The sequence below is a fragment of the Aequorivita sp. IT1183 genome (assembly GCF_058068265.1).
On the sequence record NZ_JBYRHS010000002.1, the window covers coordinates 437227 to 449567 of the forward strand.

General features: G+C 36.7%; 14 protein-coding genes. 8 read left to right on the top strand and 6 right to left on the bottom strand.

Translation table 11 applies throughout. The features are described from left to right. Window positions 1-47: 47 nt before the first annotated feature. Entirely contained in the window at window positions 48-1898 is a 1851-nt protein-coding gene (locus tag AC3RVF_RS04875) for a DEAD/DEAH box helicase (RefSeq protein ID WP_489690824.1), read from the bottom strand. A gap of 321 nt (window positions 1899-2219) precedes the next feature. Between AC3RVF_RS04875 and AC3RVF_RS04880 the strand changes: the two genes are divergently transcribed. Further along, on the top strand, window positions 2220-2816 hold the full coding sequence (locus tag AC3RVF_RS04880; RefSeq protein ID WP_489692904.1) for a hypothetical protein: 597 nt from the start codon (window positions 2220-2222) through the stop codon (window positions 2814-2816). A 47-nt stretch (window positions 2817-2863) separates the two neighbouring features. Here the strand turns inward: AC3RVF_RS04880 and AC3RVF_RS04885 are convergent, their stop codons facing one another. Together AC3RVF_RS04885 and AC3RVF_RS04890 are read right to left on the bottom strand one after the other, a co-directional pair. Beyond that, window positions 2864-3436 carry a non-canonical purine NTP diphosphatase gene (locus AC3RVF_RS04885; RefSeq protein WP_489690822.1) on the bottom strand — a complete coding sequence of 191 codons (573 nt, stop codon included), beginning with the start codon at window positions 3434-3436 and terminating at the stop codon, window positions 2864-2866. A 90-nt stretch (window positions 3437-3526) separates the two neighbouring features. Beyond that, window positions 3527-4186 carry a TrmH family RNA methyltransferase gene (locus AC3RVF_RS04890; RefSeq protein ID WP_489692905.1) on the bottom strand — a complete coding sequence of 220 codons (660 nt, stop codon included), beginning with the start codon at window positions 4184-4186 and terminating at the stop codon, window positions 3527-3529. A gap of 143 nt (window positions 4187-4329) precedes the next feature. On the opposite strand from AC3RVF_RS04890, the gene AC3RVF_RS04895 reads away from it, so the two are divergent. The 4 genes from AC3RVF_RS04895 to AC3RVF_RS04910 all read left to right on the top strand — a co-directional run bounded on the left by AC3RVF_RS04895 (window position 4330) and on the right by AC3RVF_RS04910 (window position 6665). Beyond that, the gene (locus AC3RVF_RS04895) at window positions 4330-5001 is read left to right on the top strand and encodes an SIR2 family NAD-dependent protein deacylase (RefSeq protein WP_489692906.1); all 672 of its coding nucleotides are present in this window, start codon (window positions 4330-4332) and stop codon (window positions 4999-5001) included. A 5-nt stretch (window positions 5002-5006) separates the two neighbouring features. After that, the gene (locus AC3RVF_RS04900; protein ID WP_489692907.1) at window positions 5007-5570 is read left to right on the top strand and encodes a hypothetical protein; all 564 of its coding nucleotides are present in this window, start codon (window positions 5007-5009) and stop codon (window positions 5568-5570) included. Window positions 5571-5661: 91 nt separating this feature from the next. Continuing rightward, window positions 5662-6138 (top strand): hypothetical protein, encoded by a 477-nt coding sequence (locus AC3RVF_RS04905; RefSeq protein ID WP_489690818.1) that lies wholly within the window; start codon window positions 5662-5664, stop codon window positions 6136-6138. Between the two features lie 38 nt (window positions 6139-6176). Next, window positions 6177-6665 (top strand): hypothetical protein, encoded by a 489-nt coding sequence (locus tag AC3RVF_RS04910; RefSeq protein WP_489690817.1) that lies wholly within the window; start codon window positions 6177-6179, stop codon window positions 6663-6665. 131 nt (window positions 6666-6796) lie between these two features. Here the strand turns inward: AC3RVF_RS04910 and AC3RVF_RS04915 are convergent, their stop codons facing one another. Beyond that, window positions 6797-7318 (bottom strand): DUF421 domain-containing protein, encoded by a 522-nt coding sequence (locus AC3RVF_RS04915; RefSeq protein ID WP_489690816.1) that lies wholly within the window; start codon window positions 7316-7318, stop codon window positions 6797-6799. Window positions 7319-7347: 29 nt separating this feature from the next. Beyond that, on the bottom strand, window positions 7348-8547 hold the full coding sequence (locus tag AC3RVF_RS04920; protein ID WP_489690815.1) for an NAD(P)/FAD-dependent oxidoreductase: 1200 nt from the start codon (window positions 8545-8547) through the stop codon (window positions 7348-7350). A 192-nt stretch (window positions 8548-8739) separates the two neighbouring features. Here AC3RVF_RS04920 and AC3RVF_RS04925 point away from each other — a divergent pair, with 192 nt between their 5' ends. Further along, complete coding sequence (locus AC3RVF_RS04925) at window positions 8740-9222, top strand: ferritin-like domain-containing protein (RefSeq protein WP_489690814.1); 483 nt, start codon at window positions 8740-8742, stop codon at window positions 9220-9222. An 88-nt stretch (window positions 9223-9310) separates the two neighbouring features. Here the strand turns inward: AC3RVF_RS04925 and AC3RVF_RS04930 are convergent, their stop codons facing one another. Further along, complete coding sequence (locus tag AC3RVF_RS04930) at window positions 9311-10696, bottom strand: MBL fold metallo-hydrolase (protein WP_489690813.1); 1386 nt, start codon at window positions 10694-10696, stop codon at window positions 9311-9313. A 140-nt stretch (window positions 10697-10836) separates the two neighbouring features. Here AC3RVF_RS04930 and AC3RVF_RS04935 point away from each other — a divergent pair, with 140 nt between their 5' ends. Further along, a complete protein-coding gene (locus AC3RVF_RS04935) occupies window positions 10837-11169 on the top strand; it encodes a hypothetical protein (RefSeq protein WP_489690812.1) in 333 nt (110 codons plus the stop codon). Between the two features lie 16 nt (window positions 11170-11185). Continuing rightward, window positions 11186-12196 (top strand): M28 family metallopeptidase, encoded by a 1011-nt coding sequence (locus AC3RVF_RS04940; protein ID WP_489692908.1) that lies wholly within the window; start codon window positions 11186-11188, stop codon window positions 12194-12196. Window positions 12197-12341: the final 145 nt, after the last annotated feature.

Sequence of the window (12341 nt, forward strand, 5' to 3'; positions counted from 1 at the left end):
ATAACGAATAGTATATTTAAAACTAAACTTAAAAACTCATAAGCTTCTTACTCTTTTCTTCTGCGTCTGCCGCCAGTTCCTTTGCTATCTGGACGGTCGCTACTTCTGCGACTTTTACCTTTAAAAGCTGGTTTGTCTCCACCACTAGCACCACTGCTACGTTTTTTGAAGCCACCTTTTCTGTCTCCTCTGTCTCCGCGATCACCACGGTCTCCACTTCTATCGCCTCGGTCGCTTCTTTCGCCTCTTCTTTTGCTACGGTCTCTTCCGCCGCCGCCACCGCCGCTGCTTCTGCCGCCACGACCGGTATCTTTAGAAATTTCAATGTTGATTTGTCTTCCTTCGAGTTTAAAGTCTTTAAAAATACCCATCACCACTTCTTGGTGTGTTGTATCAGTATTAAAGAATGAGAAACTGTCTTTTACATCAACTTTATAAACATCATCTTTTCCTAGTTGAAGTAAATCGCGAAGGAAATCCTTCAAACTCATCCAATCAAAATCGTCTTTGCTACCGATGTTTAAGAAATAACGCGTACTATCTTTTGAACCTTCATCTGAGAAGTTGCGTTCGCCAGAAATATTTAAATCTTTACTATTCTTGTAGTAATTCAAGAAACGTGTAAATTCTACTGAAAACACTTTTTTAATAAGTTCCTCTTTAGAAAAATCTTCCAATACTTCGTTTATATTTGGAAGGTATGGGTTTATCTCAGGATTTATTGCAGTGTCTTTAATGTTGTTTGCTAAATGAAACATCTGTACTTCACAGATTTCCATTCCTGAAGGAATTTCCTTAGAAACGAATTTCTTTTGGATCATCTTTTCGATAGTGTGTATTTTACGCACTTCACTTTTCGAAACGATTACCATAGAAACTCCAGTCTTTCCTGCACGTCCTGTACGACCACTACGGTGCGTATAGATTTCAGTTTCGTCTGGCAATTGGTAGTTTATTACGTGTGTAATATCGTCTACATCAATTCCACGTGCGGCAACATCTGTTGCAACAAGCATCTGTATTTGGCGTGAACGGAAAGATTTCATTACCATATCGCGCTGACCTTGGCTTAAATCGCCGTGTAGTGCAGCTGCGTTGTAGCCATCTTCAATAAGTAGTTCAGCAACTTTTTGAGTATCGCGTTTTGTTCTACAGAAAATTACTGAGAATATATTTGGGTTCGCATCTGCTAAACGCTTTAAAGCGCTATAACGGTCGCGAGCATTCACTAAATAATACTCGTGTGAAACTTGATCAGAACCTACGTTTTTGGTTCCAACCGTGATTTCAACGGGCGTATTCATAAATTTTTTCGCAATTGAAGAAACTTCTTTCGGCATCGTTGCGCTAAAAAGCCAGGTGCTTTTATCTTTTGGCGAATGTGAAAGAATTTCGGTGATGTCTTCATAAAAGCCCATGTTGAGCATTTCATCGGCCTCATCAAGCACGCAGTATTCAATTTTTGAAATATCAACCAAACCACGGCCAATCATATCTTTCATACGACCAGGAGTGGCAACAATTATTTGCGAGCCTCTTTTAATTTGACGCGCTTGGTCTGTTATACTCGCACCACCATAAACAGCGGTAACGTTAAGGCCTGGCATATATTTACCATAAGCAATCATTTCATTTGTAATCTGAAGACAAAGTTCGCGTGTTGGCGAAAGGATAAGACCTTGAGTTGTACGACTGTTTACATCAATTTTTTGCAACATTGGGAAACCAAATGCTGCAGTTTTACCTGTTCCTGTTTGCGCTAGTGAAACCATATCGGTTTCGCGATCTAAAAGAATTGGAATTGCTTTTGCCTGTACTTCTGATGGGGTTTCAAAACCCAAGTCGGCGATGGCTTTTAGAAGATTCTCTTCTAAGCCGAGTGCTTTAAATGCTGTCATTTTTTATAATATTATTTTTTATATGTGTGCTAACGGGAAGCGACTGGACATATAAAAAATCGGACAGCTTCACTATAACACTCCTCACCCTGAGGACTTTCTTTGAAATCTAATGTCGTTCGACCTAAGATTTTTCAAGGGCGCAAAAGTAACGTAAAGTTTTCATTCAACAGTTATAGTTGGCAATTTATTTTGAAACAGAAAAAATCTTGTATCAAATCGGCAATTTAAATGACAATATTCAGTCATTAAAAAAATATCTAAATAATACCTTTAGTATTTCTATTTTTGAACAAAAACCGATTCATTTAAATTGTAATTATGATAAAGCGTATAATAATGCTAGGGATTGTTTTAAATTCTCTTTTGGCCATTTCCCAAACTTTTGAAATTGGACCTTTGGTGCAGTATCACCGTACAGCCTTTACTTTTGAGGACAGAAGCAAAATAGTTGTGGGTGACAATAATACAGATTATGGAACAACAACCACCGAAAGCGACAGCCATATTGCCTTTGGGGGTTATGCGGCTTATTATACCGAGAATACATTTTCCTATGCCGCAGATCTTTTTTATGTGGCTACCTCCTCTCCAAATTATGGCGATAATACTTTTCAAAGCATTAATTTAATCCCAACTGTTGGGGTAGAAATAGGTAATTCAAACTTGCATTTTAATTTGGGAATCGGCGTTGGTTTTATTTTGAACAAACCGTCTTTTGAAGGTGTAAATGATGTGGAACCAATAAACTATAAGGCAATAGATGGTCTAGTAAAACTTGCAATACAATACAGAATTAGAGAAATATTGAGTATTGACGGCGGCGTTCTTTACGGTGCAAATAACATAGTAGACGAACAACGTCGATTTCATTTTTATTTAGGAACCCGAGTGCCTTTAAATTTGTTTTTGGATTAACGTATTAGAAAATTTTGGGGTTTCTAACTTTGTACTGCAACTGCCACTTATTTTGAGAGGTAATCAATCAACTGTCGCATGGCCTTGCCACGGTGACCTATTTCGCTTTTTTGCTGCAACGTCATTTCTGCGAAAGTTGTTTCAAAACCTTTAGGTTGGAAGATTGGGTCGTAGCCGAATCCAGATTCTCCGCGAAGATCTTTGGTGATTTCACCTTCACAAATTCCTAAAAACATAATTTCTGAATGGTTCATAGAAAGCGCGATGGCTGTTTTAAAACGTGCGCTTCTGTCCTCTTTCCCTTGTAGATTTTTCAGTAACTTTTTAATATTTTCTTCAGAATTGTTTGATGCACCCGCGTAACGCGCGCTGTAAACTCCGGGTTCATTATTGAGCGAATTTACTTCCAATCCAGTATCATCTGCAAAGCAATCTAGTTTATAATTATCGCGCACATAGTTTGCTTTCAGAATGGCGTTCCCCTCGATAGTGTCTGCAGTTTCTTCAATGTCTTCATTGCAGCCAATATCGTCCAGACTTAGTAATTCTAAGTGGTGCGGAAGCATGGCTTTTACTTCTATAAATTTGTTTTTGTTATGGGTGGCGAAGACGAGTTTCATTTATTTAGATATTAGATTTTAGATGTGTGACGTGAGATTTGAGATTTGAGATTTGAGATAAAAATTTTTAAATTTTGAACATTGAATTTTTCATTTGGATTTTTCAAGATTATACCTCTCAATAATCTCATCAGAAGCCTTAATAGTTTTCTTCATCCACTCCATTTCAATTTCAAATACTTCTTCTTCAGAAAGTTGCCAGTTTACATCACTCTGTTTCATTTTTGAAACCACGCTTTGCAAAATAATTGCTGCGGAAACCGAAATATTCAAACTCTCAGTGAAACCATACATTGGGATTTTCAAAAAACCGTCTGCAGCATTCATCACTGTATCGCTCAAACCATCACTCTCTTTTCCGAAGAAAAAGGCACTCTTTTTTGAAACATCAAACTCGTGGAGCATTGTAGAGTTTTCGTGTGGCGTTGTTGCGATAATTTGGTAACCGGAACTTTTCAAGGTTTTTATGCAATCATTTATTGAATGGTATCTTTTAAAATCGACCCATTTTTGTGCCCCCATCGCAATTTCTTTATCGATGCGCTTACTCACTTTTTCTTCCACCACATGCAGATCCTGAATACCAAAAACATCGCAGGTACGCATAACGGCGCTGGTATTGTGAAGCTGGTAAACATCTTCGGTAACTACTGTAAAATGACGCGTCCGCTCCGAAAGCACATTTTTAAAACGAGTATTACGGTTTTCGGTAAGGTAGGTTTTAAGATGTTCTAAAAGTTTTAAATCCAAGTTGAGTGGGTTATTGAGTTATTCGAAAAAATCGATTTCCTTTTCGATTTCGATTTCACTCGGCTAAGATAAAAGTTATTAGTTTAATGGTTTGTTTCTGAAATGAGCAATTTTGAATAACTTAGTCACTAAATATTTTGAAAATGAAAATTGCAGTATTAACAGGCGCTGGCGTAAGCGCCGAAAGCGGAATTAAAACTTTTAGAGATAGCGATGGTTTGTGGGAAGGCCACGATGTTATGGAGGTTGCTTCGCCCGAAGGTTTTGCGCGCAATCCCGCTGCAGTGCTCGATTTTTACAATCAGAGGCGACGACAACTATTAACCGCGCAACCAAACGCCGCACATATTGCTTTGGCAGAGCTTGAGAAAACCCACGATCTAACTATTATTACTCAAAATGTAGACGATCTGCACGAAAGGGCGGGCAGCACAAATGTTATTCATCTTCACGGTGAGCTATTAAAAGTAAGAAGCACATTTGATGAAGATTTAGTTTTTGATTGGAAAAAAGATTTGAATCTCGGCGATTTTTGCGAACACCACCATCAATTGAGACCGCATATAGTCTGGTTTGGCGAAATGGTGCCAATGATTGAAGTTGCAGCCGAAGTGGTAGAAAAAGCAGACGCAATTATTATTGTAGGAACTTCGATGCAAGTTTATCCAGCTGCAGGCTTGGTACAATATGCAAAACAGGATGCGAAAATATATTTTGTTGATCCAAAACCTACAATTTCAGAAAATAAAAGAATCATCGTTTTTGCTGAAAAAGCTTCCACCGGTGTTCCAAAGGTTGTTGAACTTTTAAAATAAAGATTATGCTACCCGAAGATTTAAAAGAAAAATTGATGGAGGTTGATAGTCGCAGCAAAAAGCGATTGGAAATTGCTTTTTGGATAACCAAAAAACCACACTACGTTCGTGAAACCTTGCAATGGTGTTTTAATGAGGAAAGCGAACTTTTAGTTCAGTCTGCCTATGTTATGGAAATTATCTGCCAGTATAAACCTAAATATTTTTTTAAGTACAAAAGGCTGTTTTTTGAACAACTTCCCAATATTAAAAACCACTCGGCACTACGGTCTTCTGCAAAAATTTGCGAAATGCTTTGCCATTATCATTTTATGAAAACCTTCGGCATTGTATCAAATATTTTAATCGAAGAACAACTGAAAATAATTACCGAGTGCAGTTTTGATTGGCTAATCACCGAACAAAAAGTTGCCTGCCAAGTTCCCGCTATGCAGTGTCTTTATTATTTGGGAAAGGATAATGACAAAAAATGGATTTACCCAGAATTAAAAAATATTTTAGTGCAAAGCGCACCTAACAAAAGTGCTGGTTATCAAGCCAGAGCTCGTAAAATCTTAAAGCGAATTTGATAAAAATTTCCTGAAATAGTTAAAATTAAGTTTATCATTTTAAATAAAACCTGATATTTTTTAGCTTTACATAAATTTAAAAACTACCAAAATGAACTACAGATTATTACTCGTACCAATTTTCTCTCTAATTATTGCAACTTCCTGTAAAGAACCAAATAATAAAACTGCCGAACCCATCGTCCCTGCTGATACTCGAGCAACAATGGAGTACAACGAAAATCAATTAGATACCGCCGCCAAACAAACTAAAGATGAAAAATCTTTTACCTTTAGTGGCGGAGGAATTGATCCATTTTGGAGCGTAGATTTTGTCAACGGACAAATTCACTTTAAAGCCCCTAGTGCAAAGCTCAGATCTTATGTTGCTCCAATCCCAGAACCAGAAGTTTCAGGAAATTCTACAAAGTATATTGCAAAATCGCACCGAGTTATTATGGAGGTTTTAATTACAAAAGAAGAATGTGTAAATGCCTCTAGCAGTAAAAAGAATTCGCATAAAGTGAAAGTTTCAATTAAGCCAGTTTCTGAAGAAAATTATAATGTTTATGAGGGCTGCGGCTCTTAGAAGGGAATTTAAAAGTGAAACAATTTAAAGCACTAACTATGAAAAATCGACTATTAATTATCACCTTTTTAAGTGCGATAGCATTTACATCCTGCAAAAATGAAACTAAAAAAGCTGCGACTGAAGACACTAATTTAGAAGAAACAGATATTCTTGAAAATGAAATAGATTCACCTGAAAATGTGTGTTATAGTTTTATTTCTGAAAAAGATTCTGTTCTCCTAAAAATGAATAAAATAAATGATAACGTTGCCGGAACCTTGAGCTATAATTATTTTGAAAAGGATAAAAATGAAGGCACTTTTGAAGGCACAATGGTTGGCGACACCCTTCGCGCAGATTACACTTTTAATTCTGAAGGAACCAAATCTGTGCGTGAAATTTTATTTGTTCAAAAAGGAAACAATTTAATTGAGGGTTTTGGCGATGTTGAAGAAGTGAAAGGTAAAATGAAATTTAAAAAAGACGCTAAATTTTCACTAAACAAAAACATGCCGCTAAAGCAAGTTGATTGCGGAAAAAATTAATTAAAATTGAATAATTTCAAGTATTCTCGGAAACATAATAAACTATAAAATGCCAACTTTTATAGTTTGGTTGAAACGATAAATCACGAAACATTCAACTGCTAATCAAAACTTTCAAATAGAATTAACAGCTAACGTTGTACATCTTCTAGCAGAAAATCTTCTACCTTAACATTTTCATCTTTGCTGTGTAGCACCGCAATATCGCCTGTAGATTCAAAAATTACAGCTCGCACTTGCGATAGTTCCAAAACGTTTGCCTCCCGAAGTTTAGACCTAAGATCTGCCTCAGTAACCCTGGCTTTTACCAAATTATCCTGTAGAATCTTTTCGCCATCCATTAATAGCAACGGCTGATTGTCTATTAGTTTTTGCACAAATTTATAACGCCGAATCATTGCCACTGAAATTTGAAGTATATAAACTGCCGCCAATCCAACAACTCCCTGCAACAAACTCACCGATTTCGATAAAACTGTAGTGGCAATAATAGAACCAATGGCAACTGTCATCGCAAAGTCGAAACTGCTCATTTTTGAAAAACTCCTTTTTCCTGCCAGTCGGGTAAATATGATTGTCGCAACATAAATTCCTGCCGCTGTTAATACTATGGCGATTATTGAGGTTGTGGATGCTTCAAACCATTTAATCATAACTTCTGTTTTTAATTAATACTAAATTTCTATCTATTGAATTTATAATATTCTAAATGTGGATGAGGTGTCTTGTTGATGGAATGTACAATAGCTTCCATTCCCATTACGCTAAAGGTGATACCGTTTCCGCCAAATCCTAAAATATAATGCTCGTTCTTTTTAGGGTCTGGTTTGCCGAAATAAGGCAATCCATCTTTTGTTTCACCAAAAGTTCCCGCCCACGAATAATCTAACACAAAAGGAATATCTGGAAAACACTTTGAAAAACTTTTAGTCAGTTGTTTTTCCTTTTTAGGAAGCAAAGCATCGCGACGAATAGCATTTTTGAAATCGCTATCGCCACCGCCCATAACTATACGTCCGTCATCGGTACTTCTGAAATATAGATATGGCGAGTCAGTATTCCAATAAATATGTTTTTTGAATGCGTGCGGTATTTTTTCGAATGCTTCGGATGCCAGCGCGAATGTGCTTTTCAAATCTACGATGTTTTCTTTTATTGTCTCAGTACTCTCGTAACCTGTACAACGCACAACATCTTCCACTTCAATAGTAAGTCCGTTTTTTGTTTTGGCTATAAGCTTTTCATTGTTAGATTTTATTTCATCAATATCTGTTCGATCATAAATTTGTAAGCCACGATCTGAGCAGTATTTTAAAAGATCGTTCGCCAATTTATAAACATCCATCACCGCGCCCGACTTCGATTCGATGGCGGCATGAGCTTTAAGTCCGAGTTTTTCTAATTCTGTTTTTGAAAGCCACTTCACCTTAAAACCATGTTGTTTGCGGGCATCAAATTCATCTTTCAAAAAAGCTTCATCTTTTTTAGAAGAAGCAAAATAGACACTATATTTCTGTTGAAAACCACAATCGCTTTTCACTTCAGCTATAATTTTCTTTAAATCAGTAATCGATTTTTCACAATTCTGGTAACTGGAAACTGCGCAGGTCAACCCTACTTGCTCGATTAACTTATGCAGCGGCACGTCTATTTCATATTGCAGCATTGAGGTGCTAGCGGCAGTGCTCCCGTTGCAAATGTCGCGACGATCCACCATTACTACTTTTTTTCCTTCCTCTAAAAGTTTGTAGGCAATGAGTGCTCCGGTAATGCCAGCACCTATAATTAATACTTCAGAAGAATTTTTTTGTTGAAGTGAAGGATAGCTTTGTGCTAGCGAATTTTTGATGAGCCAAAAAGGCTCATTAGAGCGAACATCCATAGTTGAAATTTTTCTTAAAGTTAAAAAATCGCTTGCCTTAAGTAATACCCTTTAATATTTATTTAATGTTTTCAATATTGAAATTTTAAAACCCATTAACACTTTTCGTTAAACAGTTCTCAATTGTGAAATTGCTAAGAAAGTATTTGGCTTTATAAATTTAATTTTATTGAAAATTGTAAAACAAAAACTATGAAAACTACAAACGAAAAAGCCAAAGAACACAACCACGATAAACTTGTAAGCAACTTACAAGAGCTGTTGGAAAAAAATTATGACGCCCAAAAGGGTTTTACAAAGGCGATGGAAGATGCTAAAAACACTAGTTTAAAAAGTTTTTTACAGCATCAAGCCGCACAACGTAACCGATTTGCTACGGAGCTCGATCTTGAAATTCGTAATTTAAATGAAAAACCAAAAGAAAGCGGAAGCTTTACGGGCGATTTACATAGAACTTGGATAGATATTAAAAGTGCTGTTGCTGGAAATACAGACGAAGCGGTTTTGGAAGAATGTATTAGAGGCGAAAAAGCTAGTTGGAATGAATATGAAGAAAAGTTGAAAGAAGAAAACTTCCCTCCAAATATTTCAAGTGTGCTTCAAAAACAAGCTACTGAAATTCACCAAACACTTAATCGTGTTAAAACATTAGAAGACCTTGCCGATGTTGAATAAATCAGCACTATGAAGAAGAAAAAGGCAGGAAATAAGCCCTGAAACTTAATTGTTTCGGGGCTTTCCGATTTAATATATTCGTCAAAGTTTAAGACTCCACTGGAATACCTGCATTTTTAATAGCCGCAAATCCGCCAGCTACATCTACCACATTATGAATTCCTCTACTTTTCAATATTGAAGCCGCAATTACGGAACGATACCCGCCCGCGCAATGCACGTAGAATTTTTCATTTGCTGGAAAATCGTTTAAATAGTCATTCAAAAAACCAAGCGGTGCAAGCTTTGCATTTTGAAGGTGTGCGACAGTATATTCACCATCATTGCGGACATCAAAAACTGGAATGTCGCTTTGCAATTTCTTCTTAAAAGTTTCGGCATCTACAGACTCCAAAGTATCAATTTCTTTTCCAGCTTCTTTCCAAGCTTCAATACTACCATTTAAATAACCCAAGGTTCTATCAAAACCAACACGAGATAATCTCGTTATTGCTTCTTCTTCCCTTCCTGGGGAAACAACCAATAATATTTTTTGCGAAACATCTGCCAATAGAGCGCCTACCCACGGAGCGAAACCACCGTCTAAGCCAATAAATATTGAACGTGGTATATGTGCTTCAATAAACTCTTTTTGATTTCGAACATCTAACACAATTGCACCAGTTTCATTCGCCATCTGCTCAAACGCTTCAGGATTTAAAGGTGTTGAACCTTGGGCAACAACTTCATCAAAAGCTGTGTAACCTTCTCTGTTCATTTTAACATTCATGGGGAAGTACAGGGGTGGTGGCGTTAAACCATCGGTTACTTCATTTATAAATTCATTGCGGGTCATATCTGCGCGAAGCGCGTAATTCATTTTCTTTTGGTTACCCAAAGTGTCTACCGTTTCCTTCATCATATTTTTTCCGCAAGCGGAACCGGCGCCATGAGCAGGATATACAATAACAGCGTCGGCAAGTGGCATAATTTTATTCCGAAGACTGTCAAATAAAATTCCAGCGAGATCTTCTTGTGTAATTTCATTCGATTTTTGCGCAAGGTCCGGACGGCCCACATCGCCTAAAAACAGTGTGTCGCCACTGAAAATTGCATAATCTTTTCCCTTTTCATCTTTTAGCAAATAGGTAGTACTTTCCATAGTATGTCCAGGCGTGTGTAATGCAGTAATAGTAACTTCGCCCACTTTAAATACCTCTCCATCTTTTGCTATAATAGTTTCAAAAGAAGGATTTGCATTTGGCCCAAAAACTATAGCAGCATCGGTTTTTTGTGCGAGTGTTACGTGACCGCTAACAAAATCTGCGTGAAAGTGCGTTTCAAAAATATATTTAATTTTTGCGTTGTCGTTTTTAGCACGTTCCAAATATGGTTTTGTTTCGCGCAATGGGTCAATGATTGCGGCCTCGCCGTTGCTTTCTATATAATAAGCACCTTGCGAAAGGCAACCTGTATAAATCTGTTCAACCTTCATCTTTTCCTGTTTTCGGCAAATATAAGGATAGTATTTACTTTAATAAAAAACGAATAATTTAAAGTTTTCATTTTCACATATTATTTGCATTTAGACTTCTAACTTATTTTATCTTTACCAGTTAACTTAATAAACCAGTTATGAAAAAACTTATCTTTATTCTATTGTCAGTTTTTATTGTCTCTTGTGCTACAGAGAATAATCAAGAAGTAGTAATTCGTGAATTAGCTAAAAAAGATGCCATTGAAAAGTTACAACTTCCCGAAGGCACAATGTTTAATGACGACAATGTAGAAGTAACCGAAACGGAAACAGGCGAAGCCAACCTTGGCGTTACTTATTTGGTTAAAGTTACTATTAAGTCGCAAGACCGCGATGGCAAAGAAATCGTTAAAACTCATACTTTTAATTATAAAAAAGTAGGCGAAGGCGGCTTGTCACCACAGGATTACGAACTCACTTCTTTTGAATAACCCAGCTAAACTATCTATGAAAATATTATTTATTGCAGCTATTTCGTCGTTTATATTTTCGTGTAATTCTACACAGAATACAACCGATTCGAAAATACAAAGCGTTGAATACGCAAATACAATAACCGCAGCGGAATTAAAAACCCTTTTATACGTTTATGCAGGCGACGAAATGGAGGGCAGAATGACTGGCTCCAAAGGTCAAAGAAAGGCTGCTGAATTTATCCGCGATTTTTACAAAAAAGAAGGAATTGCTGCCGCTCCAGGAACTGTTGATTATTACCAAGATGTGCCATCAAGTTTTTTCGAGGGCCGAAGAGATCCGCTGGCTTCTGAAAATGTGGTCGCCTATATTAAAGGTTCTGAAAAACCGGATGAGATTATTGTAATTTCTGCCCATTTAGACCATGTAGGTACAGATAATAGCGGTAATGTTTTTAACGGCGCAGATGACGACGGTAGTGGTACGGTTTCAATTTTAGAAATAGCCCAAGCCTTTAAACAGGCTGTTAAAGATGGTCATCCTCCAAAAAGATCGATTCTTTTTCTGCACGTAACTGGTGAAGAAATTGGGCTTTACGGTTCGCGTTATTATACCGAAAACCCGTTATTTCCATTAGCAAATACGGTATGTAATCTAAACATAGATATGATTGGAAGAATTGATCCCGATAAAAAGGACAATCCAAATTATATTTATTTAATAGGAAGCAATAAATTGAGCCAAGAATTGCAAGATGTATCTTCCGCAATGAACGATAAATACACACAATTAGAGTTGGATTATAAATATGACGATCCAAACGATCCGAACCGTTTTTATTACCGAAGCGACCATTATAACTTCGCGAAAAACGATGTTCCAATTATTTTCTATTTCAACGGTGTACACGAAGATTATCACAAAATGACTGATACGCCTGATAAAATTGAATACGATTTAATGGCTAAACGCGCTCAATTAATATTCTATACAGCTTGGGAAATTGCCAATCGTGAAAATAGAATTGTTATAGATAAGAAATAAGGGAAACTGGATGGTTTGAAACAGTATTAAAAAGAAACATAGAAACCAAAAACTTGATTTGAAAAAATCCTCCTCAAAAAGGGAGGCTTTTTTTTTGAGTGTAAATCAATTAGCTCAGAATAAGTCCACAAAAAAAGCCTCTCTA

What these genes read in the sequence shown, in the direction of transcription:
- AC3RVF_RS04875 (WP_489690824.1), bottom strand. Translation starts at nt 1,898, where the DNA reads ATGACAGCATTTAAAGCACTCGGCTTAGAAGAGAATCTTCTAAAAGCC.
- AC3RVF_RS04880 (WP_489692904.1), top strand. Translation starts at nt 2,220, where the DNA reads ATGATAAAGCGTATAATAATGCTAGGGATTGTTTTAAATTCTCTTTTG.
- AC3RVF_RS04885 (WP_489690822.1), bottom strand. Translation starts at nt 3,436, where the DNA reads ATGAAACTCGTCTTCGCCACCCATAACAAAAACAAATTTATAGAAGTA.
- AC3RVF_RS04895 (WP_489692906.1), top strand. Translation starts at nt 4,330, where the DNA reads ATGAAAATTGCAGTATTAACAGGCGCTGGCGTAAGCGCCGAAAGCGGA.
- AC3RVF_RS04900 (WP_489692907.1), top strand. Translation starts at nt 5,007, where the DNA reads ATGCTACCCGAAGATTTAAAAGAAAAATTGATGGAGGTTGATAGTCGC.
- AC3RVF_RS04905 (WP_489690818.1), top strand. Translation starts at nt 5,662, where the DNA reads ATGAACTACAGATTATTACTCGTACCAATTTTCTCTCTAATTATTGCA.
- AC3RVF_RS04910 (WP_489690817.1), top strand. Translation starts at nt 6,177, where the DNA reads ATGAAAAATCGACTATTAATTATCACCTTTTTAAGTGCGATAGCATTT.
- AC3RVF_RS04915 (WP_489690816.1), bottom strand. Translation starts at nt 7,318, where the DNA reads ATGATTAAATGGTTTGAAGCATCCACAACCTCAATAATCGCCATAGTA.
- AC3RVF_RS04920 (WP_489690815.1), bottom strand. Translation starts at nt 8,547, where the DNA reads ATGGATGTTCGCTCTAATGAGCCTTTTTGGCTCATCAAAAATTCGCTA.
- AC3RVF_RS04925 (WP_489690814.1), top strand. Translation starts at nt 8,740, where the DNA reads ATGAAAACTACAAACGAAAAAGCCAAAGAACACAACCACGATAAACTT.
- AC3RVF_RS04930 (WP_489690813.1), bottom strand. Translation starts at nt 10,696, where the DNA reads ATGAAGGTTGAACAGATTTATACAGGTTGCCTTTCGCAAGGTGCTTAT.
- AC3RVF_RS04935 (WP_489690812.1), top strand. Translation starts at nt 10,837, where the DNA reads ATGAAAAAACTTATCTTTATTCTATTGTCAGTTTTTATTGTCTCTTGT.
- AC3RVF_RS04940 (WP_489692908.1), top strand. Translation starts at nt 11,186, where the DNA reads ATGAAAATATTATTTATTGCAGCTATTTCGTCGTTTATATTTTCGTGT.